The following is a 25,051-nucleotide window of genomic DNA, read 5'->3' on the forward strand; positions in this document are numbered from 1 at the left end:
TAGACCGCTAACCCACCAGCGTCAAACGGCTTTGGCGCTGGACAAAGGCGCGATAGTCCGCCGGGGTGTCAATGCCTTTCAAGGCATGGTTGATCAGGCCGACCATGATGGTTGCCCCCGCCTCTAGAAAGCGGAGTTGTTCGAGTTTTTCAACGGGCTCAAGCTGGCTTTCAGGCAGCTCGTTCAATGTTAAGAGAAAGTCGCGTCGGTAGGCATAGATGCCAATGTGCTGCAAGAACAGAGGTGGCTCGTGCTGCATCATCGAATCATCCCAACTGCGCGCGTGCGGGATGGGGCTGCGACTAAAATAGAGTGCCCGTCCATCTCCCGCCCGTACCACTTTCACGCAAGCCGGATCCTCAAGGCGATCGCGTTCGCGAATCGGCGCCGCCAGCGTAGCCACTTGAGCGGATGGATTTTTTTCGAGCATCTCGATCACGAGGTCGATTGCCTGCCCGGTTATCTCAGGTTCATCACCTTGAACATTCACGAAGATTTCCACGTCCGGCATCTGTCGCGCAACCGTCGCCACGCGATCGGTGCCGCTGGGGAGCAGCGGATCGGTCATGACGCTAGAACCGCCGAAGCCTGTTACCGCGGCAGCCAGCTCGGGACAATCTACCGCCACGGTAATGCCCGAAGGACGATGCGCCAGGCCCGCCGCTTCAAAGGTATGCTGCAGGACCGGTTTTCCGGTTTCACGCAACAGCAGCTTTTGCGGTAGACGCGTCGAAGCCAATCGAGCTGGAATCACGATCTGACTCCGCTGATGAAGACGTGGGTAAGCAGTGGAGGAACTGTTAGACATCAATTGAGCGGGTGAAGAACTCATCAAAACGGACTCCGTGTCGTGGGGCTTACAGCACTTTCCATGCGCTGCCCTTCTTGTATCAAACCAACTTGTCTCCGCCCAGAGCACTCTGCAAAGCTGCCTCTCGGCCACTTGGCAGCGGCCAGCCCGGAAGATTTCACAGGGGGGCGGTCGCAGGGATTCCCCCAGCCCCCCGCCAATCCTCGCGTGCCCGAAGAAACTCGCGTGCCCGTGGAAAAGCGATGCTCGCACGCTAGCATGCCAAAATCCGGCCCAGATTCCGTGACAGGGGATCCCACGCAACACCGGCAAAGTGGGGCGAACCCTCACCGGAACCCCAAAGGGGAGATTCCATTGTGGTTATTGGGTCTATAATCAGCGGAAGAATACCTCCATCAATTCAAGGGAACCCAACATTGGAAGCAATGGACGAGAGCGAACTGGTCAAACAGTTTCACGAACTGGCAGAATTGGCTGGCTCGTTGGCCCACGAGATCAAGAATCCGCTGTCGGTTATTCATATGAATGCAGACCTCCTGAGCGAGGAGCTGAGCGATTTTGATTGGCCTGGCCGTCGGCGGGCGGAAGCCAAAGTCGACATGATTCGCCAACAATGCCAGCGAATGGAGCATTTGCTCCGCGATTTCCTGCGATACGCCGGCATGCGCGACCTGGAAATGACCCCCGGCGATCTCAATGAACAAGTCGATACCGTACTGCGTCTCTATCAAGCTCAGGCCGACAAGTCCAACATCGATGTCCTAAGGTATCTCGATACCGACCTGCCCAGCATCCTGCTACACAGCGATTCCCTCCAAGGCGCCTTGATCAATTTAGTGAAAAACGCGTTTGAATCGATGGAGGACGGCGGGGAATTTGTCGTGCGAACCTACACAACCCCCAGAGGCGTGGCTCTTGATTTAATCGACACCGGCTGTGGTATGGACGACGGCACGGCAATCCACATGTTCGAGCCCTTCTACTCCACCAAGAATGGCGGTTCCGGGCTGGGGCTACCGACGGCCCGCAAGATTATTGAGGCGCATGGTGGCCGAATTAGCGTTCAGAGTGAAATGGGACGTGGGACGAAGTTCATGCTCGAGTTTCCCACCCCCGCTAGAATTAGCTAGTCCCTTTGGCTACGCATTTTATCTGCTTGCCCTGAACTAGCGATTCAGAGTAAGATGGATGAGTTCAAGTGGTCGATACTCACGCTTAAAGCGTGCTTCAACCACCTCCCCCCGTCCTGTAGCCCACCCGCCTCTCCCTCCCACCTGAGAAACAATCCGCATGGCATTCAGTCGTTTCGACGCGCGCCCATGTATGCTCGGTCTGCTCATTCTGCAGTGGCTTGGGCATGCTAGCCCCAATCCAGTCTTTGCAGAAGACTCTACCAATACGGTCGAGGTTGCGGCCGCCGATGACGCGTCTGCGGCAGCCTCTCAGTTGGCTGCGGAGGTCGAGTATTGGAACCAAGAAGTCCGTCCGTTCTTGCAGACCTATTGTTACGATTGCCACTCGGGCGAAGGCTCGGAAGCGGACATCGATTTTTCGGTCTACGATTCTCCCGAGCAACTCACTTCTCAACGTCCGCGTTGGAATCAAGTACGGGGCATGTTGGAGATCGGGGCGATGCCTCCGGCCGATTACGACCCGCTGCCCGAACTCAAAGAGCGAGAGGTCATTGCCGACTGGATTGACCGAAAGATCAACTCGGTCGACTGCAACGTGGTACATGATCCCGGGCGAGTTACCCTGCGGCGTCTCAACCGAGTGGAGTACGACAACACATTGCGTGATTTGTTGGGTGTCGATTTTTCCGTCTCCGAAATGATTGGATTTCCCTCCGATGATGTTGGCAATGGTTTTGACAATCAGGGCGATGTGCTGACCCTATCACCGCTGCAACTCGAAAAATATTTGGCGGCTGCACAAACGGTAACGGATCGCATCCTAGTACTCGATCCGACTCCGCTGCTCACCCAGCAAGTCTCAGGCAAGGGGCTCTTTGCCACCGAACAATTCGACGCACCTTTCGATTTTGCAGCTGGCAGCTACCGAATCGAGGTCAGCATGGAGTATGGAGACAACAACGACCAGACCGTTCCTGTGGCGCTATTGCTGGATGGACAGGAAATCCAGCGCTGGGACGTGGGGGGCCTGCGAGCGGTTTACAAAGCGCGGCATGACTTCCCAGCTGGGCAGGGCAAACTAAGTGTCCGCTTTGTGGAGGACCCCAATACCGAGGAAACTCGTGACAAAGATCGCCGCATTCTAATCGAATACCTGAAACTCAATGGGCCCAAGGATGGTGAGCCGGTCTATCCGTTGCATCACCAACGGATCGTGAGCTCCGTCCCGTCCGCCGAGAAATCGGTCGAGCAGGCGGCCTTGGAGATCTTCCAGCCCATGATTCGCCGAGCCTTCCGTCGCGAACCGCGAGAGATCGATGTTTCGCGCGTCGTCGGCCTGGTCAAAATGGCTAGTGAGCAGGGAGAATCGTTCCCGAAGGCGGTGTCGTACGGAATTCAGAGTATTTTGGTGTCCCCCAATTTTCTGTTCCGTATTGAAAACACTCCGAGCCAATCCGAGGAGGAGAAGGAGGAGGTAGCAGCCAGCGATCCCGCCAACCCCGCGACGGCCACCGAAGCCTTGAACGACTACGCGCTAGCCTCGCGCCTATCCTACTTTCTGTGGGCCAGTATGCCCGATGATGAATTGCTCGATCTGGCTCGTGACGGACAGCTGCACCACCCCGAGACGCTCAAACAGCAGTCGCTGCGGATGTTGAAAGATCCCAAAAGCAAGATGTTGGTCGAACGCTTCTTCGGCCAGATGCTGGGGTTGGGGAACCTCAAGGTCGCAGACCCCGACAAGAAAAAATTCCCGCTGTGGAACGATCGCTTGCGGGATGCAATGCGCAAGGAAACTCACCTCTTCTGCCAGGAGCTCATCCAGGAAGACCTGCCGCTGACCACACTGCTCAACGGCAATTTCACCTTCGTCAATCCTCGCTTGGCGGAGCTGTACGGGATGCAATTCGATGGGCGGGCTCCGGCAGACCTGTATCAGGTGGGGGACGATCAAAAGTCTCGGCGCAAGAATGATCGCAGCGGCGTCTACGAGGACGAGGATCGCTGGATTCGCGTGGAGCTGCCGAGTGCACGCCGTGGCGTGCTGACTCAGGCCTCGATCCTGACGCTGACCTCCCATCCGACCACGACGAGCCCAGTGAAGCGGGGTACCTGGATCCTAGAGAATATTTTTGGGGACCCACCTCCCCCAGCTCCACCCAATGTGCCTGCTTTTGGTGATACACAAACGGAGCATGGCAATTTGAGCCTGCGGGAACAGCTGGCCATTCACCGCGCCAACCCGAGCTGTGCAAGCTGCCACAACGTCATGGACCCCCTTGGGCTGGGGTTCGAGCACTACGACCCCATCGGTAGCTGGCGGGACAAGGACAACGGGCACGAGATCGACGCCGCTGGAAAGCTGGCCGATGGCCGCACATTCAACGGTTCCAATGAATTGGTTGCGCTGCTGGAAAGCAGCATTCCCCAGATTTCTCGACATTTTTCGAGCAAGTTGCTGACCTACGCGCTGGGGCGGGGTTTAGAACCCTACGACTACTGTGCCATCGACGACATTACCGCCAGTGCTGCAGAAAACGAGTACCGGCTGTCAAGTTTTGTTCAAGCTGTTGTAACGAGCGAGCCGTTCAGTAAACGGCGAATTTTTAGGGAGAATCAAGAATGACCTCACCAAGAATATCACGCCGTACGCTGTTGCGTGGAACGAGTGCCGCTCTCGGACTTCCCATGTTGAACTGCATGCTGCCCAAAACGCGTCTGCTAGGGGCAACTCCAGCGGCAGCCAAGCCGCCGGTACGCCTAGCCTGGGTCTTTTTTCCCAATGGTACCAACCCCGACAGCTGGGAACCGAAGAAGACGGGTGCGGACTGGGAGCTGACTCCCTCGTTAGCCTCGTTGAAGGAGCATAAGCAGGACGTCTCGATTCTCAGCGGCTTGGCTCAGGTCAACGCGCGTTCGCTGGGAGACGGTCCAGGCGACCATGCCCGCAGTGCCGCCGCCTTTTTGACCGGTGCACACCCCGTCAAGACCAGCGGAGCGGACATGCGAGCGGGCAAGAGTGCCGATCAATTCGCCGCCGAGCACTATGGCCGCGCCACCCGGCTCGCATCGATCGAACTGGGAACCGAAGCGGGTCGTGCCGCCGGTTCCTGCGACAGTGGCTACGCCTGTGCCTATTCCAACAACATTTCATGGCGAACCTCCACCCAGCCGATGGCCAAGGAGGTCAATCCGAAACTGGCGTTTGAACGCTTGTTTGGCAACGGGGCCGTTGGCACGCAAACCGGCAAAAAAGAACTACTTTTCCAGCGATCCATCCTGGATATCGTGGCTGAAGACGCGGCCGACCTGCAGCGTTCTTTGGGCTACCAGGATCGCCAGAAGCTGGATGAGTACTTTACGAGCGTGCGAGACGTGGAACAGCGCATCGACCGCATGACCGAACCACTGCCATTCGACGTCTCTGCGCAGCGGCCCGATGAAAAGCCTGAGGATATCCAGGAGCACATTCGGTTGATGTACGACCTGATGGTGTTGGCGTTCAAGACCGACACCACGCGCATTAGCACCTTCATGCTCGGCAACGAGGGAAGTGGTAAGTCGTACCCCATGATTGGGGTCAAGGAAGGGCACCACCAACTCTCCCACCACCAAAACGATCCCGATAAAGTTTCGAAGATTGCAGCCATCGACAAGTTCTTTGCCGATCAGTTTGCCTACTTCCTGCAAAAGATGAAGGATACGCCAGAGGGCGATGGCAACCTGCTCGACAATAGCCTGATTCTCTATGGTGGAGCCATTCGCGATGGAAATCGCCACGACCATCACGACTTGCCGATCTTGCTGGCCGGTCGCGGTGGCGGACGAGTCACCCCGGGACTGCACCGCCGCTTTGACAGCGAGACTCCCCTGAATAACCTCTATCTTTCGATGCTGGATATGGTGGGGGTCGATATCAAGGAATTCGGGGATAGCACCGGGCGCCTCGATCTCAACAGCTCGGTTGCCTAGTCCGCTGTGGCCTGCGCGGGCTGATGTGCAGAGGTCGCCCAAGTGGTGGCAAGACGCTTGCCACCAGTCTTTGGGGGTACTCCATGCTCCACAAACCGCGCCGATGAGCAGTTCGGGTGGGCGGAAACTCCTTGCCGGTTCCGCCCCGGCGGCCTGCGGTGCCTTTGCGAGAATGGGCGATCACGATAAGATCGTCTGTTGGTGATCGTGAGCGCGACGATCAGGCACCCCCAAGGCAAGAACGATCCCGAGACTTCATGACAAAGCATATTTTCGTAACCGGCGGCGTCGTCAGCTCGATCGGTAAGGGGTTGACGAGTGCCTCAATTGGCATGTTGCTGGAAGCTCGCGGGCTCCGCGTACGGATGCAAAAACTCGATCCGTACATCAATGTCGATCCGGGCACGATGAGCCCATACCAGCACGGCGAAGTCTACGTGCTCGACGACGGCAGCGAAACGGACCTCGACCTCGGGCACTACGAACGATTTACCGAGGGGCCGCTGACTCGCGATTCCAACTACACCACCGGTCAAATCTACCTGTCGGTGATTGAGAAGGAGCGCAAGGGCCAATTCTTAGGGAAAACCGTCCAAGTCATTCCCCACATCACCGACGAGATCAAAAGCGTCATTCGTAAAGTGGGCGAAAAAGATGTCGATGTCGTCATTACCGAAATCGGGGGAACGGTCGGCGATATCGAAAGTCTCCCGTTCCTGGAAGCCATACGGCAGTACCCCCTGATCGCTGGCAAAGAGAACTGCCTGTTCATTCACTTGACCCTCGTGCCCTACCTCAAAGCAGCCGGCGAGCTCAAGACCAAGCCGACTCAGCACTCGGTCGGGCAACTGCGTCAAATTGGAATCCAGCCCGATATCCTGATCTGCCGCTGTGAGCAGTCCATTTCGCGTGACGAACGCGAGAAGATTGCCTTGTTCTGCAATTTGCCAACCCAAGCGGTCATCGAGGAGCGGGATAAAGATTTTTCGATCTATGAGGTACCACTGAGCCTCGTCTCCAACGGCCTGGACGAACAGATTTGCCAGCGTCTCGGCCTGTCGACCCAGGCTCCGAACCTCGATCCCTACAACGACATTCTTCACCGCCTGCGGAATCCCAAGCATGAGATTAGCATCGCTGTCGTTGGGAAATACGCCGAGCACAAAGATGCTTACAAGTCGATCTACGAATCGCTCGATCACGCCGGCATCCATCACCATGCCCAAATCCGTGTCGGTCGTATCCAAAGTGCAGATATAGAGGACGAGGGCCCTGAAAGTCTGCTCGCCGGATACGATGGCATCCTTGTTCCCGGTGGTTTTGGCGAACGCGGTATTGAAGGCAAGGTCCAAGCGGTGCGCTACGCGCGGGAAAAGGGCATTCCCTTCTTTGGAATATGCTTGGGCATGCAGTGCGCTGTCATCGAGTACGGCCGCAATGTCTTAGGACTCGATCGCGCCCACTCGACCGAGTTCGACAAGGATACCCCGCACCCGGTCATTTGCCTGCTCAACGAACAACGCGAGATTACGCACAAGGGTGGCACCATGCGTCTGGGAAGCCAACCCGCCGTACTCGCCAAACCGTCTCGCTCCCATACGTCCTATGGAAGCGATACCGTCGCCGAGCGCCACCGCCATCGCTACGAATTCAACAACGTCTACCGTCAACAATTCATCGACCACGGGCTCCAATTCACAGGCACCAGCCCCGATGGCGAATTGGTGGAAATCGTGGAATTGGTCGATCACCCCTGGTTCTTGGCCGTACAATTTCACCCTGAGTTTAAATCCAAGCCCACGAAGGCTCATCCGCTCTTTGCAGGCTTCGTGGAAGCGACCACTCAACGGCGGGCAAGTCGCCAGCCCAAACCCAATCCGTAGACTCCAGATCCAAAACGCGACAACTATTTTCAACGCGCCACAGTAGAGGGGATGAAATGCCGAACGACGATCAAGAACCAAAGATTATCATCGATGAAGACTGGAAGAGCCAAGTCGAACGCGAGCGATCGGAACTTGCTGCCAAAGATCAAGAATCGGAAACTTCATCCGACGATCAAGTGAAAACCAACGACGATGATGCGACTTCAACAGGTGGCTCCACTGAACAACTCCCACCTGCCTCGCTCCCACTGCTGATCACGACGCTCGTCACCCAATCAATGGCCGCTATGGGACAGATCCCTGGAGACGACGGCAACCCCATGCCCGTCAATCTCAATTACGCAAAGCACTTCATTGACCTGCTAGCGGTACTCGAGGAAAAGACGAAGGGTAACCTTAGCGAGGACGAAAAGGGCTATATCGACGAAGCCCTGCACCAAATGCGGCTACTCTACGTCTCCGCAACCCAAGCGTCCTCCTCCCAAGAATAACGTCCACTTTGGGCGAGCGCATCGCACCGCGTGTCCCCATCGCAACCTCCCGCGAAACCAGGTCACCAGCAGTGAACGGGTTGCGCGGTGACCGGGACACACGTTGTCTTGGGTTGCAAGCGGCAAACTGAAACACAAGCCCCCCCGAACCAGGCAGTCTTCCCTCCTCAGAAGTTGCACTCCTGTGTGGGATGAAATAGACTTAGGAATCGGTTTCTGGGACAGATGCAATGGGGCGTGAGGGCTGGAGATGGGCAAATTTCAAACTGTCACGTGCCCGAACTGTTCGGGCACGTTCAAGCTCCCATCCCAAAGTGAACCGTTGACTGCGGTTATCTGCCCAACCTGTCATCACCCGCTCCAGGCAGATGGCAAAGCAAACCGTCCTGACCTCCTGATTCGAGCAGAAATTGTAGAAGCGCCAGCCATGGCGACGGCGCTTCCTGGCTTGAACACGATCGATTCCCCGGTGAGTGCAAATCCCTCGCCCCGTTTTCCCCAACCCTCAGCGCGGCGCGAGAATCGCCCTGTGCGCAAGTCCGTGTTATGGTTCATTCCGGTGGTGCTGCTGAGCCTGTTACTTGTCGGAATCATTGGCTGGGGAGAATTTCGATTTAGCCTGCCCGCTGAAATGTTCTCCGCGTTTTTCCCTCTGGACCACTCGGATGATGCTCCACCTCCATCCCCCAAGATTTCCGGTGGAGTGCTGAGCTCTGGCTTGCAAGAGACGCCCCAGGCACCGCAATTAGCTTCTGCCACTCCAGCCGCGTTGCCCCTCCACAGCCAGCCCTCGAATCAGCAAGCGCGTCCCAGTGCTGCTCCACCTGTCGCCAGTGCGATCGGTAAACAAGAAGACGCGGATACGAACACCCTGGTAGACTCAAACGTCACGGCCATCGCCACGCTCGCGGATGTGATTGAACTGGCGGAAAAGAGTGTCGTGCGACTGGAAGTCCGTGGTGTCGACGGCGAGAGTTTGGGCAGTGGGTTTGTGGTGGACACAGAGGGTACATTTATTACTAATTGCCACGTTCTGGCTGGGGCACACACGGCAGTCGCTCATTTCCCCAACGGTATATCATCCACGGTCACTGGCACACTACTGATCGATACATCCCGAGACATCGTGGTCGGACGTCTGTCGGGAAAAGATGCTCCCGCGATCTCGATTGCCAACGAACTCCCTCGCAAAGGCGAACGCGTTACCGCACTCGGCGCACCCCATGGCCTAGCCTTTACAGCGACCAATGGAATCATCAGTGCCGTCCGCGCCGCAGAGGAAATCGGCCCGAAGCGGCAGGGGACTTGGATTCAAATCGACGCGGCCCTGTCACCTGGCAATAGCGGCGGCCCCTTGATCAATTCCCGTGGCGAAGTCGTGGGCATGAGCACTTTGGCATCTCAGGGCACCTCCCAAAACTTAAACTTTGGCATTTCGGGGCGCGACATTGACGAATCGCTAGGCCGCGCAATGACCGCCACACTCCAATCGCTCTCCGAGGGCGTCGCTAAGGTCCGCATGGAAGACGGACAGACTGGAGCTGGAGAGAATCCGGACCAAATCCTAGGCTTAGCAGCCATCGCTCCCGCAGCGTTTGAAGCCTACATTCAGGCTGGCGAAAAGGAATTCAAAGATCTCCTACTGGGCCTCAGAAGCGAATCAGCGCGCTTGAACACGGCCCTGAAGGAGGCGCGTAGAGGGGCGACCTTCATTCCGCCCAATCTACAGCAGGAGGGAGGCGCCGTTGTCCGCATGGTCGGTCCCAATCGGCGTTCCCATCGCTGGTTCTTCCAGTCAGAGCAGGTCAAACAAACAGCCATCGAGCACTTGCAAAAAAGGATCAAAACCTACGCCCGCTTGAGAACAGAGATCGAGAGTCCCGAAGACTCCGAATCGCTTCACGCGCTATTGTGGAACTATGGACCGCCGCTGGAAGTCCGCGCCGACCACTCCATCGGTTACGTCAGCGACCTGCTGGTTCTGCACGCCTTCAACGCCCATGATGTGTTGGTCATGCTCAATGAAACTCCCTTCTTGTTGTGGGCCCCTTCGACCACGGGCATGTCGTCCGGAGAGATCCTTTCGGGCCCCGTCTATGTCAATGGAACCGCCACCACAGAGCTGCGCAATGGGCTAACGACTTCAGTTACCGTCTTGCAATTGGTCTCGGAGCAGCAACTCCGGGAATCCGTAGAAAACCACCTCGGCGCGCGCGAGGAATTTCGGCTATGGAGTGACAAGACGGGTACCTTCACTGTTGAGGCTAAGATCCTAGGCCAGAACGTTTCGGAAGTGGTCCTACAGCGGCGTGACGGCTCAATCATCACCGTTCCCATCGCCTCTCTCTCGGAGGCAGATCAAGCTCGCATAGAGCTTTAGAAGCCTAGTGTTTGTGTTAGGGCTTCATCGCTTAAGCCAAGTTTCGGGATCCATGCTGCGCGCGATCCGGGCCGTAGGGCACAAGCGTTAGTAACTTGCAGTTTGGGTAACTTGCAAGTTGTGGAGAACTCCCTAGCCGGGTTTGGGTATCGGGAAAATACCAGCGTTGGCGAGCGTGCAAGCCGGCCAAGAAGAAAAACAGTGCCCTGGCAGCGCCACACCGTCCCTAAAGTGCGAAGCCTCCGCGGCGGCACTGCTCCATATTTGACCGGCCTCCTTGTTCCTACGCACTCGGGCAAGCCATGGCCAAAGATCCGGCGTAGGGAAGTTTTTGGGTTTATGCTAGAATGACTGCCTTAATCCCGCTTCCAGCATTCTGTGGTTCCCTGGCTTTCCCTACTCCCGAACGAAGGTTCACGCGATGCCGGACGCTCTGCCTTTTGAGCTGCATTCCGCGGTTGCCTTTGGATTGCTCCTGCTGGCGGCACTGCTTGGGGGGATCGTCGCCGATCTCCTGCGGGTCCCGAAAGTCACCGCTTATCTTTTGGCGGGAGTGCTGGTTGGCCCCAGCATCGCACACTGGATCACAACCGACCAACTCCACCACTTTGCCCCGCTTACCAAGCTTGCGATGGCCTTGGTGCTACTGGAACTCGGATATCAGTTTCCGTTGGCCCACCTGCGGCCTATCCTGAGGCATGCGCTGTGGCTGAGCCTGGGAGAACTCGTGACGACCTTCGTACTCGTCACTTCAGCAGTACTCCTGTTTGATGGTGGCTGGGCCATGGCAGTACTGCTCGGTGCCCTAGCCCTAGCCACAGCCCCAGCGACCACCGTACTGGTCTTCAAGGAATCCAATTCGGAAGGCCCGGTCACCGAGCTTGCGGGTGTCTTGGTAGCTTTCAACAACATTGCTGCCATTATTGGCTTTGAAGTCTTATTCATTACGGCCCAGATGATGTCGGGCGATTTCGAGGGCCCTGCCCTGCCTGTCTTTGGGCGGCTTCTGGCCGACCTGGGCGGCGCGACACTCATGGGACTCCTCGCCGGATTGACCATCAGCTACGGTAGTGGACTGCTCAATCGTCGGCGATGGCTAGTGATGATTCTAGCTGTGGCAATCCTACTGCTAGGTCTGTGCGAAACATGGCACCTGCCCTACATGCTGACCTTCCTGGTGGCAGGGATGGTGATTGTGAATACGTCAGAATCAACCGGCCCACTCTTGCTGGAGCAAGAGAAGATTGCAGGTCTGCTGGTGGTCGTCTTCTTTACCGTGCACGGGGCCGAACTCGACTTGGCAGCATTCCTGAGCGCCGGACTACTGGGCGTCGTCTACATCGTCGCTCGCTCTGCGGGAAAGATTTTTGGGTTGAGGTGGGCGGCTCATTTGCGCGGCGAAGCGGCCACGGTGCGACGGTATTTGGGAAGTTGCATGTTGGCCCAAGCCGGCGCCGCCATTGCGCTAGCTCTGGTAGCCGCAGAGCGCTGGCCCGCCGTTGGCACTCAGATCCAAGTCATCATCTTGGGATCAGTCGTCTTCTTTGAAATTGTTGGCCCGATCTGTATTCGCTGGGCAGTCCTCAAGGCGGGCGAGGTACCCTTGGCACAGGCCATCTCCCACCGCACCGAATCCGCATCCAGCCAAGCTGGCAAGATGTGGCACCATGGCCGCGAAGCACTCGGTTTGAAGCAGAAGCAGCCCCCCAACGTACAGAACATGGTGGTTCGAGATCTGTTGCGAGCTGGCGTCACCGGTTTGAAGCAAACCGCCAATTTCGATCAAGTCGTGAATTACATCCAACGCAGCCATGACAACACCTACATGGTCGTCAATTCACAGCAGCAGATGGTCGGCGTTATTCGCTATAACCAGCTGAGTGATACCTTCTTCGATTCTTCGATCGACAATCTAGTCCGCGCCGAAGATTTGACCAGTCCTATCGATCTGGCCGTATATCCCGACGAACCGCTGAGTCGCGCTGCCGAGGTTTTTCGCTCGAGTTCCGATGACGTTTTGCCGGTGATTTCCCGCGACGAGCCCTCACGATTGCTGGGCGTGATCCGCCGTGGCGACCTGACCTCCCTGGCAGTCCGCTTCCGCCCGGCGAACTAAGTGGCTGAAACAGGCGGTGGGACAACTCCGCTTCCGCCGGGCTTGCCCCGGATCGGAGCGCACAACTGATAGCTACCACTAAACCAATACCGAACGACGGCCTGCGTTGCGGGCTTATCCCGGCGGAGCCAACGACTTCATTGGATCCAAGTCCAATGCGCTGTCCCGAGATTTTTGCAACCCAGTATTGAGATCCGTGCTAAACCATGTATTACAGCCGCCCTATCGATGCAATACCCTGTTCGCATTCAGTCGCAGCTCCAGCGTCTCAGAGAAATCGATCCGTCAACTTCTATTGAAGTAAAAAATCCGTATCACCATTCTCCACCGGTGCAGAGGAATCCGAATCTTTGTCAAGCTATAGGAGTTTTGCTGACAACTGCATTCTAATCACTTCATTCTCCAGTAAATCGATTTCAGTGCAAAGGTCGTTGAATGAACTGCTTTGTACTCTCAGGAATGCAATAAAACTTTCAGCGCACCGGTCAGGCAAGCATTCGGATCGATCAAGGTAAGACCTAAGTTCCGGATTAATTCTCAGTGATAGTGCGCTCGCAATGAGTGCAGGTTCGCAGCGAGTATTCAGATCAACCTGCTTTAACAGTTGTTTGATATACTCAATGTCACGCGCAGCAGTAGCAAGAAACAGTACTTCGGGTTGCCAATTTCTCCGCGTTTGTTCTTGCCCCTGCATGATGGCATCAATCGCTCTGCGACTCTGATTTAGATCATCCACTCGAGAGTCTACGGCGGCTAAGGCACCCCAGCAGAACCAGACACGTATCTTCTGACTAGGTGTATCAGCAGCTGTAAGTGCAGCATCTAGCAAGTCCCTTTCCGGCAATAGTAAGCTCGGACCAAGTCGATACAACAGCAAAAGCTCGTCCCAAGATCTCGATATTCCGAGTGTCTCTCTGCGCTCTACAATTTTCTCAATTTTTTCCCTCCGTGATTTAAGTTCTGCAATGAGGGCTGATTGTTCTTTTTCTTTTGCACCTAGTAAGTTGGAGATGTTCTCGAAAATTTCGTCCCTTCCGGACAGATAGGCAGTGATGGCCAATTGAATCAACAAGCTTGAACGATTCGACTCCGGCTGCAATTGAATCAGTTGAATTGCTTCAGAAAAATGCGTTCCATTCGCCAACGCTGCGATTGAGATCTTAACTAGCTGCAGTTCACTAGTCTCCCTTTCAAATACTGCTAGCGCCTTTTGAAGAGTTTGTAGATCGCCACGATAAGAGATTTCGTTGAACAAACGTCTTAAATGATCGTCCCTGTTGCTTTGTGGAATCTGATGAAACCAACTCAATACCGGATCAGAGTGTCCATTTTTCAGTGCAACCCTCGCCATTTCCAGAGTGCAATCAGCGTTCAGAAACGCTGAGTTGTTCGCAAAATACCGTAACACCATTTCGACTCTTGCCTGGTACTCAGTACTTAACTTTTCTTGCGAGTAAACGAACGTCAACGAAGCGAGCTGAAGGGTGCAAATTGCAATGAGCACGCTTAAAATATCAACAGGAATCGCAGTAGAGCTAAAGGGTTGACTCATACAATGCTTGCGACGACTTTTCATGATCACAATCCTCTGCAGGCTTTCTTAAGGTCTTCACATGTGTATTGGTTCAGCCTAAGATGTGAAAACGCGGATTGAGAATAGCATAGTAAAGAAGTGAATTTTCGGTTATTTGGATGCAAAGGGGGCTAGCCCCCAAACCCCCAGGATTTTGCGCCTTGGGGGCCATTAACAAGCTCGTCAATGTGCTGGAACCCTAGTGACCAATGAGGGCTCATGTTGCCCTCCACGGATGTTTGTCAACGGCGATGATGCGGCGCTCGAGTTGCTTCCCAGCAGTGCTCTATCCTCCGCAGCATTGCTGTTAGCATAGCTTATTCCTAGCGGAGCGTCCGAACATCCCGGCGTCGCTTTCTGACGTTTGGTTGCACGCGATTGTGCTCGTAACATGCGGGCTTCCTCGACCTTTCGGTCACGCTCCTCAAGGATCGCTTGCTGCCGTCCTTCGAGCATCGCTTGCGGAGTTACATAGCCTACAGCACTATGTAGACGTACGGTGTTGTAATCTTCCACAAACTTGGCTACTCCGCGTTTAGCTTCTTCCAAGCTCAAGGGGCTCAGTGGCCGGATACACTGACTCTTGATCGTGCGATGATATCGTTCGATCTTACCATTGCTTTGCGGGTAGTACGGGCTTGTACGCACATGCTTCATGCCACACAATCGCACGAAGTGTTTGAAGTCTTTGGCGATGAATTGCGGCCCGTTGTCAGAGATGATTCTTGGTCGCGCATCGGGATACCTTTCTCGTGCCTTTTGCAGCACGACCTCGATATCCATCTCTTCCATCTTCTCACGAATATCCCAGTGCACCACACTACGACTGAAGCCGTCGAGTACGGTCGCCATGAAGTAAAACGTTCCTGCGATGTTCAAGTAAGAGATGTCGATATGCCAATGTTCGTGAGCCACAAGAGGTTGCTGAAAGCCAGTCCCCTTTTTTGACTTACGACTATTTCTACGCAATAGGCCCGCGCTGCTGAGTACGCGATACACCGTCCCGGCACTGCACGCGACGATGTTTGCGTCAATCATCATGTAGGTCAGCCGCCGATAGCCCTCCAGTGGATGATCGAAATGGAACTTGAGGATGGCCTGCTTCTCCTCTTCGTTGAGCCAATGGTCACGCGGTACCCAGCCGTTGTGCTCGTAGGTCCGTCCGTAGCTCCGACTCCAGTTAGAGAAAGTCGATGACCATAATCCGACCCATGTAAGCAGTTGCTTGCTGGTAACATCCGTAGCCGCCGTCCATTTGCGTACGAAGTCGACCACCGCATCACGTTGTTCGTGGGGAACCCAGGTGCGATTTAAGATTCCCCAAGCTCTTTTTTTAGCTCGACGTGCTCCTGCAGTAGTTCGGCAATGACTTCGTTTTTCTGCTGCAGCTTCGCTTCGAGCTTCTCGATCTTGGCGGCATTGGCATCCTGCTGCATACGCACGTTGGCGGCGTTCTTTTTACGCTCGAATGCGCCTGCTCCGTTTTCAAACAGCAGCTTTTGCCAATTGTAGAAATTGACGACACTGATCCCGTGCTTGTCACAGACCTCTGAAACGGGCACCTTCTCAATCAAGTGCTCGCGTACAATCGCTATCTTCTGTTCTGGCGTTAAAATCTTACGTGTTGACATTCTGCGATACCCTTTATGGAACCGCTATACTCTACCACGCGTTTCATGACACACTTGCAAAATGAGCAATACAACATGGTCGCCTGGGTACGAAAGGTGGTTTACCTATTATTGGACAATCTTTCTTCGCTTTTGGTCCACCGTTCTTGCAACAAGGTCCGTTGGTTGCCGAATCGCGGCATTTTTTTGTTAAAGCCCCAGCAACTTTGTCGCGCATGAATGGCTCTGCTACCAAACGACGTTTCGTTCCAATCTCTGCGACTTCGTCAAGGCAGTCATTGAAAGTACCGGTTCCATGGCCGGTCTGATAGAATCCTGCGCACTTGTTGCGATCGCACTTTGCGGTAGCACATGCGATTCCGGTCAACATTTTCTTAAACCATTTATTGCATGCCCTATCTTCGACTCCTGCGTTGACAATAAAATCAATCAGTACATCAACGCCCGCTGATCCACCGCCTAGGATATCACCGGGCCCCCACGGCAATCCGACCGGGGCGGCATTGGCCCAGTCAGGCGGATTCATAACTGTTTTTATCCATTCTCTTAGCTCAACAAGTGAATCAATTTGCTCGTCTGGTTCTGGGATGACTGTCTGCAGCATTCCGCTCGGATCGACGAACCTGAGCGGAGCGTCGAGAGTCAAGCGATAGCAATTCTCATAGACTTTGATAAACGTATTTAGCCGATACTGACTATACCGAAACTCTATCGGATCCCTGGAGCAAGAACCTCCCGTATCATACCTAAGTACCGAGTGGAGGGGATATCGGTCCTAGATTACCTCTGTGACGATGCCGGTGAAGCAACACAGGCGCAAGCTACCTAATCTCGATGCATAATTGTCTGACAGAGCAGTTGGAACTCCTGAATGGGAAAGAAGCAAAGTGAGCGAAAAAGAAGAGAAGTGACATTTTCGCGTCTTTCGAAGTTTTCGCGGTTGTCACTCTCGAGGAGAGGCCGGGGATTCCCCAACGCTACCGGTGTGTACCACTCCGACTCCGCTCAACGAGTGTTTGCGATTGCTTGGAATTGAGGAGCCTCCAGCGAGGACCAAGTCTACACGGTCCTTCAATACGGAACCTAAGGCCGGAATGCCCGCTCCCACCCCGGCGCCCTAAGTAGCTCACATTCTTCCACTACCTTACAATGCAGGGCGTTGCAATGCACGCCGCTGGCTTGCGATGGAGAGCTTCAGGAAGGAACTTGCCTGTCTGCCCTTTGGAGTCGAGTCACTGCTGTGACTTGCATCGGCGCCTTGAAAAAGGCAGCTTTGTGGCGGGTATCGATCCGATGCATGCGTATTACAAATAAAATTTAGTCAGCAGGGTCGCCCCCCAACTCCCGAGATTTCCCATGGACGATGCATCTGAGCTAGAACCACAGAAGCTACCGCCGGTACTTCCGAGAGTCCCAGAGAATCCCTACGCGCCGACCTTAGCGTCCGATCCCATTCCTGGCTTCAATCGTGGCTACGTCAACCTTCCGCTCGAGTATTGGGGCACACTAGGCGTCTCCTTCCTAGTCCTCCTCGGCCTGACGTTTGCAACGAGCGGAATTGCATTTCCTGGGCTTATTTCGATTGTGTTGGTGGCGATACGCGTTCCCCTGTGGCAACTCCGCCACTCGCGTCAACGACCCGCTCAGCCGCAAATCAATCCCATTGCACTGATCTTCACCTCTTGGCTCGTGCTGCTAGCCGCCCAATTCTCGACACTCATCGCGTTTTTTGCGATCTGCCTCTCAACCCTGGTCGCTTCGGAATGGTTGGGCGGAGGCCAAGCCTTCATTTTTGGCTTAAGTGGCTTGGCAAGTTTGATAGTCTTTGTGCTGATCTTCCGACTCTCTTTGCGATTGCCCTGCTAAGAAAACTACGCTCCGCCCCCTGCTGGTTTCCAACGGTTGTCAGCGCCGTTCGATCGCCTCCTCCCTTTGCCTGGATTCCACCGCCTTGTCCACCTCACCGCCACGCGCCGCTGCCCAACATCGGGATTACACATTTCTCGGATTAACGCAGAGCCTTTGTCCGGAGTGTCGGGGCGTCATTCCAGCCAAAATCATCGCTCGAGGCGGCCGCGTCTATTTTCGCAAAACCTGTCCCACACACGGCGTGCGTGAAGATTTTGTTTGCAGCGACGTTAGCCGCTACGACCGAATGGAAACCAGCCTTCCCGCCAAACTGCCACAGCAAACCTATGCAGACCCCAAACTGGGATGCCCACTCGATTGCGGCTTGTGCACCGAACACGAGCAACACACTTGCATCGCGGTGATCGAGATCAGCGATGGTTGCAATTTGACCTGCCCGATGTGTTACGCCGCCAGCGCACCTGGTAAACAACACAAATCCGTAGAACAAGTAAAAGCGGCTATCGATCGGATTGTCGCAGCCGAAGGACATGTTGAAGTGGTGCAACTCTCCGGGGGTGAACCGACACTCCATCCCCATCTATTGGAGTTGGTCGAATATGCACTCACACAGCCGATCGACTATGTCATGATCAACACCAATGGCATTCGACTGGCGCATGATGCAGATCTGGTCGCCCAGTTGTCGCAATATCGGGAACGCGTCGAAATCTACTTTCAGTTCGATTCCATCCATGATGACCAAGTGGCTCAGTTGCGGGGGCAAGCTGGTCTACTGGAGATCAAACTGAAGGCGCTCGACAGACTCGCTGGAGCGCAGTTGAACGTCACCCTGGTCGCCACTTTACAAGGAGGCGTAAACGATTCAGCCCCGGCAGATTTGCTGGAGTTCGCTCGCAATCGCCCCCACATTACTGGCCTCAGCTTTCAGCCCGCGACCTACAGTGGACGCCATGTGTTGCCGGAACATCTTGAGCAGAGAATCACTTTCCCCGATGTCGTGGACACCATCGCCGCCGATTCACGCAACGAATTTAGGGCTAACGACTTTGTTCCGCTGCCCTGTGCGCACCCCAACTGTCATTGGATCGGCTTGGCCGTCCGCCACGCGGATGAGTTGCTACCGTTGACGCAATACGTTGACGCCGGAAAGAACCTGGACCTGTTGGCCAATGGCATTAGCTTCACGCGAGAACAAACGCACTCCTTGGCCCAGCAACTATTGGCCCGCCTTGCCTGCGGACCTGGCGATTGCTGCAGCCCGAGTCAGGAACCGACTGGGTTGAGTTTACCTGTGGCAAATGCTTGTTCCACCAACACTCAGGCCTCGAGCTTAGAGCAGTTAAAACCTCAGCAGATTGAGGAATTCCTTCAAAAGCTGATTACCCGCTCGGCCGGAGCACGCGACTTGCTCCGCATTACCATCACGTCCTTCCTGGACGTCTACAATTTTGATGTGCGGCGCGTCATGAAGTGCTGCACGCATCATGTTCTGCCTAGTGGTCACATCATTCCCTTCTGTGCGTACAACGTCTTGTATCGCGACGGCACTGCTCGCCTCCCCGAACTTCGTCAAGCAGACTCCGGCACTGTTTAGCGGAGTTCGTTCCTATTCCACAGAGTGTTTCACGATGAGTCCCTGGCGAGCCCTTTACCCGGTGATCATGCTGGTCGGCTTAGGCCTCAGCTATTGGGCCCTTCGTCGGCGGTATGCGAAGAGCCCGTTGGACGAGGAGCAACGCACCGCGATTGGTTTGGCGGCATTCATGGGAGCCATGCTGGGAGCCAAAGCACCGTTCCTCCTCTCTGCAGGTACCTTGCTGACAACAAGCTGGACTTGGCTGGGCGACGGCAAAACAATCCTAGGTGGCATTTTTGGCGGTTACCTTGCCGTAGAGCTCACCAAGTGGTTCATGAAGATCCGCGTGCGAACCGGAGACCACTTTGCCGTACCGGTGGCTATGGCCGTAGCAACGGGACGGTTGGGATGCTTCGTTAGCGGTTGTTGTTTCGGCGTGGCGACGCAGTTGCCCTGGGGCATTTCCTTTCCCACTTCCGGCGACCTCCTACCCAGACACCCAACCCAGCTGTATGAATTCGCCTTCCACGCTACGGCCGTCGCAATACTTTTGGTACTGGAAGGGCGCAACCTGTGGGTGGGCTATCGCCTATCGCTCTATTTGTCGAGCTATTTGGTTTATCGCTTCCTGACCGAATGGATTCGTCCCGAACCGCATGGCTGGTGGGGTCTAACCGCATACCAGTGGGCCTGCCTGGGATTGCTCGTCCTACTCCTATATGCCAACTTGCGGCAGCCGTCCTCACAGAGTGCCGGATCGCCAGCGCCGCCTCTCAACGATCCCGACTCCCCTTAGGGATGGAACGCTGGTTATTCCCCCGCAGGCGGCAAGCCAGACGGAATTTATCGGCGATACCGCTTTACCAGCCTGTCGATGATGTTCCGCGAAACCACCGGGAGGTTTCGAGCAGAACGGCGGCGTCCCCAAAGCCAGTGAGTTTCGGGGCTAAGCCTGGAACGAGAAGCCCAATGTTGCCGGCGGCACGCTCTACAACATGCGAGCAGTGCGGCGGAGCCACCATTCGCTAGCCAAGATTGTGACAAAGAGCAAAGCCACCCAAGCATGATTCCAAATCGGCTTAGGAGGCAAACTCCCTAAGCGCATTGTCCGTCCAGGCGGGAGCTCCTCAAACAGCTGCTCTGCTTGCCGCTCCAAATAAAATTTCCCTCGCGATTGCGCGGCGAGCTCCTTCAGAGCGGGCAAATCAACCCGTAGATTTGCTTGCTCGCTGGGGGGAGCGGACACGACAAACTCTTCACTTGCCAGCGGTTCGATCCCCGATCCAAGATAGGTCGCGCGATAGTTGCCGGGCGGTAGTTCTGCTTCGATGATGCGGTAGACTTTGGACGCCGGCTTGATCGCATTCAGCTTCAGGGTCGACTGCTGGCGGTCGGTTGTCTCCAACACCAGTTCCACCGAATCCGCTTGCTGGGTCTCTCCAGACAATGTCAATTGAAAGCGGATGGGCTGCCCCAGTCGGGCCTGTGTTGGTTCGACCAACAGCTCGGCATCTGTTCCATCACGCCTCAGTTTTCCACGACTGAGCCAACGCAACATTTGCCCCCAATAGCGTTGATGTACCGCATCACTCCCCTCGAAGCTGGCCCACAGGTAGGTTTCATCGGTAGCCTGTAGCGCCGCTCGACCAGCACCTGCAAACTGACTGAGTAACAATGGCTGTGCCGCACCGCTAGAGAGCTCAATCGCCTCTGCCAAGACTTGCACCCCCGGCTTCAGTCCTCCCACCTGACCAATGGAATGGAGGGGCGGCAAGCGATCCCACAGCTCGAGCGATTGTCGAGGAGATTCCTCCAGTTGCAGCGGAAGCGATCCCTGGCCGATGGACGTGGGGCTCCAACGGTAGGTGCCCGTTTGCGGAGAGGGATTCAGTCCCGTGCCACCACCTTCGACCGGCAACAGGCCCGCCAGAGGCCAACCGGCCCATTCCAATGCGGGTGCGCCCTGGCCTTGGATGAAGATGCAACCTGCACCATCGTTGGTTACCGCCTCATAGATCGCCTGCTGAGAGCTGCGAGAAATCAAGCTCGGATCACACGGTCCAAAGATGAACACATCGTAGTTGTCCAGAGTTGCTTGGTCGCTCGGAACCAATCGAATGGCAGATGCATCTTGCTGCACATAACTCGCATCCGCTTCTTGCAGCACAGAGCTCAACTCAAAACTAGCGGACTGTTGGTCACTCTGTTCCGTCGAGCGCTCCAGTAGGTTTTTCAGGAATCGAAATTCGTAGCTGGGTGTCTGAAATACCAGCAAAGCTCGAATCACTTTATCTTGAACATTGACTTCAAAACTTTGGACATTGTTGTCAAGCTCGCTTTCATCTTCCAGCGCCGAAGCCTCAACCATGAGACTCATGATTCCCGGTTGCTGAGGTACGAAGCTGAGGCGAACACTCTGTTGATTGCGCGTAGCAGACCATTCGACTTGCGACTCATCCAGTACGCGACCATTACCCTTATCACGCAATCGCAGAGTCGTGACCGCCTGCTGAATATCGGTCGCTATTACAGACAATTCGACAACGACTTGATCTCCCAGGTAGACATCCCGTTCCACCAAGACGTCTGCCACGCGAAGATCGGGGCGGGCTACATCGCGTCCGATGGCCACTACGAAAACGGGCAGGGCTGCATGCCGCGCCAGTTGTGCCGCATCTGCCAACGATCGTCCACTAGTGTTGATGCCATCGGACAGAAAGACGATCGCGGCGGTTCCCGTACCTACCTGCCGTTCAATCACTTCACCGAGCGCATCTCCCAGATGGCTGTGCGCGCCGTCTGCAGCCACTTGCTCCCGCAAGCCCTGCGGGTCCGTCCAGCTCGCCGTGATCGGTTTGCTGTGTTCAGCCGCAACGATCCAGCGTGTCTGATACTGGCTCGACAACTCGCGCCGTTGTCGTCCGCTCACTCCACTCAAAATATCGAGTCCGCGGTCCAGCCGAGAAATGGCCTCTCGCCCCTGCTCTACATCCTGGGTCCCCATACTCGTTGAGTGGTCAAGCACGACGATCAGTTCAGGACGCTCGCTCGTAAATCGCAGCCAATTCCATCCGCCTAGCATCCATACAACGAGAGCCAGCAGGCTGAGACGCAGGGTGGCCAGAACGACACGCTTCGTCCGACTTGCCCTGCCGCGTTCGCTGCTGTAAATCCAGCCAACGAAGGCCAGGCCGAGCAGGAGCAAAACAATGGCGGCCCACAAGGGCAACGGTCGGGTCGCCTGCAGCATCGTGTCGATATGATTGTCTGCTGATAATTCGTTCAAGCCACGCGTCTCCCGAACCACCAGGCAAGGGTCGATTCAGCAATCAACAGTGCCACCAGCCCATACAGCAAAACTTGGGAGATTCGATCTGCTTGAGCCGCTGATACGAGAGGTCGTGCTGATTCAACCGCTAATTTTCGAGCCAGGGTATCCGGTGCATCACCAGCGAGCTTTCGAGCGGACTGCGGTAGCTGGCTGGGATTCAGCGATTGTAGTGCGCTCTCTGCCGGATCGATATTGACTGCATAGGGTTGCTCCTGCCCTGCCCCACTGCGCACCAGATAGACACCGCGGTGCTGCGTTCGAGGAAACCGCCACTTCAGCTCACCCTGCGCGTCGGCTTGCCCAACAGCCAAGGTCTCCTGCGTGCCATCGGGGCGCTGCACGCTAACCTGCGGAGCCTCTGCGGTGCGTCGCGTTGTCCCGCGGATCGCCTGACCCGCGAAAATATTTTTATCCTCAAAATCATGCTCTAGCGATGCAATGACCATCTGCTGCATCAAAGGAACAAAACTAGGCCAGGTTGCCATGGCATTCCAGGTAGCATTCGCGCTGGTCGAGTTATCCGTCGAGGCAAAGAGACCTCTCGCGGCACCCGACTGCGGAGCTGACAACAGACTCACGACCCATCCCGCGCCAACTCGGCGGCGCGTGATCAGAGGCTGCCCACTGGTGGTTGCTAAGTCGACGGCCAGTGGAGCTCTTTCGATTGCGTTTTCTAGGTTTGTCGTCCCCTCGCTATCGCGATTAGCAGCTTCGTTGCCTGTTTGCAAAGAGCGATCTATTTTCCAAAAGCGAAAAATGGGAGTACTCAACAACCCGGCGTCGGGAAATGCTTGAAAGGGTTGCAGGATAGGGCTCTGGTAGTCCAGGGGGTCAAGCTCCCAAAGCTCTTCGGTCGAGGGTTCTATCAACTGGAAACCCGACAATGGCAGTCCATCTGCGCTACTCACATTCCAGGCCGAGGGATTTGCATTGCGCCCCATCAGCAAGACGACTCCCCCCCCTGCCGCAGCAAACGAATCCAATCGCAATTGTTCGGAGCGTGTTAGGCCGGGAAGGTCAACTAGCACGACTGCATTCCAATTGGTGAGATCTGCAGTGCGTAGTTCGAGCTGCGACATTACCGCTAATGTCTGCCTGGGCCCTCCTCTTTCATCGGAACGCGTCTGTGGCGGTCGAAGTGCCAATGGTACCGTCCGCGCGTCGGCGTCGCGTCCCTGGCTAGCTGATGGCACGACGACCAGAATCCGCTCCTGTTCAACCACCTCCAGCACACAGGAGCGCGTGTCGTCCGACACCAGTCGGTCGGCTGGAATGGATGCCTCAATCACTGCTGGGCCTGCGATGGACAGTGTGGTGGAAAGATGTACCGCATACCGCTGAAAGGGCTGCAGGTCGATATAGGTGGAGGCCATTGTTTGGCCGTTTGCCTTCAGTTGCACCGGGAGCTGACTGACGGGCGCGTCTGCGAAGTTCTCCAGCTCGATGACCATATCGACTTGGCTTCCTACGACCACATGGGATTGAGAGGGCTGCAGAGAGGTCACCGCAACATTGGCAACTGGCCCTTCGGCGACCGAATGGATGCTGAGGCTGGCTGCCTCCTGCAGGCGTTTCAGGGGAACCGCCGCATCGCCATCCACGGCAGCCAACCAGCTATTGCGGCCCAGATCAGAATAGATCGCTACGTGAATGTCTTGAGGTAGCGTCGATGACAGCTCGACCTCCGCTGCAATGCTTTCAATCCACTGCAGACCACTGCTGAGATTCAAGGCGGTATCGAATAACTCTAACCGCCGCAGTTCGGACAGCATGCTGGATTTATCAAAGGTTGGCCGAGAGATGATCGCACGTGACGGGTTCGCCAATTGCACCAGCGCGTAAGCGTCGCCAGTATTCGTACTGGCAATTAAATCAAGGGCCTGTTGTTTGGCCAGCTCAAACCGGGAAACATCCTGGGGTTGATAGCCCATGGAGGCGGAGGCATCGATGGCAACGATCCACAATCGTGGTAACTCTGACTCGGGAATTCCTTGAGCATCGGTGACATTGAAAAACGGGCGTGCCAAGGCGATCGCTAATACGATTGGGATTAGAGTGCGCAGCAGCAACAACAGCAGCTGTTCGATGCGTAGGCGGCGTGACTCCTGTTCGATGACCTGCCGCAGCAACTGCATGGCTGCCCAGGGCGCGACTCTCTGCTGCTTGCGGTTGAGCAAATGCAGGATAATCGGAATGGCTGCCGCCGCCGTCCACAGGAGCATCCAACCGCTGGCGAAGCCGGAAACCGCTAGAGGTCCCAAGGTAAAAGACAACGGCAC

17 protein-coding genes are annotated in these 25,051 nt (G+C 55.7%); 10 read left to right on the forward strand and 7 right to left on the reverse strand.

Going from position 1 to position 25,051, the window contains the following annotated elements:
• Positions 1-7: 7 nt before the first annotated feature.
• The gene (kdsB, locus tag Q31a_RS29465; RefSeq protein WP_145087771.1) at positions 8-808 is read right to left on the reverse strand and encodes a 3-deoxy-manno-octulosonate cytidylyltransferase; all 801 of its coding nucleotides are present in this window, start codon (positions 806-808) and stop codon (positions 8-10) included.
• Between the two features lie 428 nt (positions 809-1,236).
• Between kdsB and Q31a_RS29470 the strand changes: the two genes are divergently transcribed.
• From Q31a_RS29470 to Q31a_RS29500, 7 genes are all read left to right on the forward strand, one after another.
• A complete protein-coding gene (locus Q31a_RS29470; RefSeq protein ID WP_145086442.1) occupies positions 1,237-1,941 on the forward strand; it encodes a sensor histidine kinase in 705 nt (234 codons plus the stop codon).
• Positions 1,942-2,101: 160 nt separating this feature from the next.
• Positions 2,102-4,570 carry a DUF1592 domain-containing protein gene (locus Q31a_RS29475; protein WP_145086445.1) on the forward strand — a complete coding sequence of 823 codons (2,469 nt, stop codon included), beginning with the start codon at positions 2,102-2,104 and terminating at the stop codon, positions 4,568-4,570.
• Entirely contained in the window at positions 4,567-5,916 is a 1,350-nt protein-coding gene (locus tag Q31a_RS29480) for a DUF1552 domain-containing protein (protein WP_145086448.1), read from the forward strand. The genes Q31a_RS29475 and Q31a_RS29480 overlap by 4 nt, the downstream gene beginning before the upstream one ends.
• A gap of 257 nt (positions 5,917-6,173) precedes the next feature.
• Positions 6,174-7,799, forward strand: a complete 1,626-nt coding sequence (locus Q31a_RS29485; RefSeq protein ID WP_145086450.1) for a CTP synthase — start codon at positions 6,174-6,176, stop codon at positions 7,797-7,799.
• A gap of 56 nt (positions 7,800-7,855) precedes the next feature.
• A complete protein-coding gene (locus Q31a_RS29490) occupies positions 7,856-8,293 on the forward strand; it encodes a DUF1844 domain-containing protein (protein WP_145086453.1) in 438 nt (145 codons plus the stop codon).
• Between the two features lie 322 nt (positions 8,294-8,615).
• Positions 8,616-10,673 carry a trypsin-like peptidase domain-containing protein gene (locus tag Q31a_RS29495; protein ID WP_197355929.1) on the forward strand — a complete coding sequence of 686 codons (2,058 nt, stop codon included), beginning with the start codon at positions 8,616-8,618 and terminating at the stop codon, positions 10,671-10,673.
• 421 nt (positions 10,674-11,094) lie between these two features.
• Positions 11,095-12,789 carry a cation:proton antiporter domain-containing protein gene (locus Q31a_RS29500; RefSeq protein WP_145086459.1) on the forward strand — a complete coding sequence of 565 codons (1,695 nt, stop codon included), beginning with the start codon at positions 11,095-11,097 and terminating at the stop codon, positions 12,787-12,789.
• A gap of 358 nt (positions 12,790-13,147) precedes the next feature.
• On the opposite strand, the gene Q31a_RS29505 is transcribed toward Q31a_RS29500, so the two are convergent.
• The 4 genes from Q31a_RS29505 to Q31a_RS29520 form a co-directional block, all read right to left on the reverse strand.
• A complete protein-coding gene (locus Q31a_RS29505; RefSeq protein WP_145086462.1) occupies positions 13,148-14,365 on the reverse strand; it encodes a hypothetical protein in 1,218 nt (405 codons plus the stop codon).
• A 180-nt stretch (positions 14,366-14,545) separates the two neighbouring features.
• Positions 14,546-15,637 (reverse strand): integrase core domain-containing protein, encoded by a 1,092-nt coding sequence (locus Q31a_RS29510; protein WP_197355337.1) that lies wholly within the window; start codon positions 15,635-15,637, stop codon positions 14,546-14,548.
• 35 nt (positions 15,638-15,672) lie between these two features.
• The gene (locus Q31a_RS29515) at positions 15,673-15,993 is read right to left on the reverse strand and encodes a transposase (RefSeq protein ID WP_145075630.1); all 321 of its coding nucleotides are present in this window, start codon (positions 15,991-15,993) and stop codon (positions 15,673-15,675) included.
• A 43-nt stretch (positions 15,994-16,036) separates the two neighbouring features.
• The gene (locus tag Q31a_RS29520) at positions 16,037-16,597 is read right to left on the reverse strand and encodes a hypothetical protein (RefSeq protein WP_145086464.1); all 561 of its coding nucleotides are present in this window, start codon (positions 16,595-16,597) and stop codon (positions 16,037-16,039) included.
• A 752-nt stretch (positions 16,598-17,349) separates the two neighbouring features.
• On the opposite strand from Q31a_RS29520, the gene Q31a_RS29525 reads away from it, so the two are divergent.
• The 3 genes from Q31a_RS29525 (at position 17,350) to Q31a_RS29535 (ending at position 20,237) form a co-directional block, all read left to right on the forward strand.
• Positions 17,350-17,859: a hypothetical protein gene (locus Q31a_RS29525; RefSeq protein ID WP_145086467.1), complete on the forward strand. Its 510-nt coding sequence runs from the start codon at positions 17,350-17,352 to the stop codon at positions 17,857-17,859.
• An 85-nt stretch (positions 17,860-17,944) separates the two neighbouring features.
• Positions 17,945-19,459 (forward strand): radical SAM protein, encoded by a 1,515-nt coding sequence (locus Q31a_RS29530; RefSeq protein ID WP_145086470.1) that lies wholly within the window; start codon positions 17,945-17,947, stop codon positions 19,457-19,459.
• A gap of 34 nt (positions 19,460-19,493) precedes the next feature.
• The gene (locus tag Q31a_RS29535; RefSeq protein ID WP_197355931.1) at positions 19,494-20,237 is read left to right on the forward strand and encodes a prolipoprotein diacylglyceryl transferase; all 744 of its coding nucleotides are present in this window, start codon (positions 19,494-19,496) and stop codon (positions 20,235-20,237) included.
• Between the two features lie 192 nt (positions 20,238-20,429).
• On the opposite strand, the gene Q31a_RS29540 is transcribed toward Q31a_RS29535, so the two are convergent.
• A complete protein-coding gene (locus Q31a_RS29540; protein WP_145086476.1) occupies positions 20,430-22,727 on the reverse strand; it encodes a VWA domain-containing protein in 2,298 nt (765 codons plus the stop codon).
• Positions 22,724-25,051 carry a BatA domain-containing protein gene (locus Q31a_RS29545; RefSeq protein ID WP_145086479.1) on the reverse strand — a complete coding sequence of 776 codons (2,328 nt, stop codon included), beginning with the start codon at positions 25,049-25,051 and terminating at the stop codon, positions 22,724-22,726. The genes Q31a_RS29540 and Q31a_RS29545 overlap by 4 nt, the downstream gene beginning before the upstream one ends.

Origin of the sequence: Aureliella helgolandensis (assembly GCF_007752135.1) — a bacterium.
In the GTDB taxonomy this organism is placed as follows: Bacteria; Planctomycetota; Planctomycetia; order Pirellulales; family Pirellulaceae; genus Aureliella; species Aureliella helgolandensis.

Coding starts and splice junctions, on each gene's coding strand:
- Q31a_RS29525 (WP_145086467.1), top strand. CDS start 17,350: ATGGACGATGCATCTGAGCTAGAACCACAGAAGCTACCGCCGGTACTT.
- Q31a_RS29500 (WP_145086459.1), top strand. CDS start 11,095: ATGCCGGACGCTCTGCCTTTTGAGCTGCATTCCGCGGTTGCCTTTGGA.
- kdsB (WP_145087771.1), bottom strand. CDS start 808: ATGTCTAACAGTTCCTCCACTGCTTACCCACGTCTTCATCAGCGGAGT.
- Q31a_RS29535 (WP_197355931.1), top strand. CDS start 19,494: ATGAGTCCCTGGCGAGCCCTTTACCCGGTGATCATGCTGGTCGGCTTA.
- Q31a_RS29515 (WP_145075630.1), bottom strand. CDS start 15,993: ATGTCAACACGTAAGATTTTAACGCCAGAACAGAAGATAGCGATTGTA.
- Q31a_RS29470 (WP_145086442.1), top strand. CDS start 1,237: ATGGACGAGAGCGAACTGGTCAAACAGTTTCACGAACTGGCAGAATTG.
- Q31a_RS29520 (WP_145086464.1), bottom strand. CDS start 16,597: ATGCTGCAGACAGTCATCCCAGAACCAGACGAGCAAATTGATTCACTT.
- Q31a_RS29475 (WP_145086445.1), top strand. CDS start 2,102: ATGGCATTCAGTCGTTTCGACGCGCGCCCATGTATGCTCGGTCTGCTC.
- Q31a_RS29505 (WP_145086462.1), bottom strand. CDS start 14,365: ATGAAAAGTCGTCGCAAGCATTGTATGAGTCAACCCTTTAGCTCTACT.
- Q31a_RS29480 (WP_145086448.1), top strand. CDS start 4,567: ATGACCTCACCAAGAATATCACGCCGTACGCTGTTGCGTGGAACGAGT.
- Q31a_RS29485 (WP_145086450.1), top strand. CDS start 6,174: ATGACAAAGCATATTTTCGTAACCGGCGGCGTCGTCAGCTCGATCGGT.
- Q31a_RS29490 (WP_145086453.1), top strand. CDS start 7,856: ATGCCGAACGACGATCAAGAACCAAAGATTATCATCGATGAAGACTGG.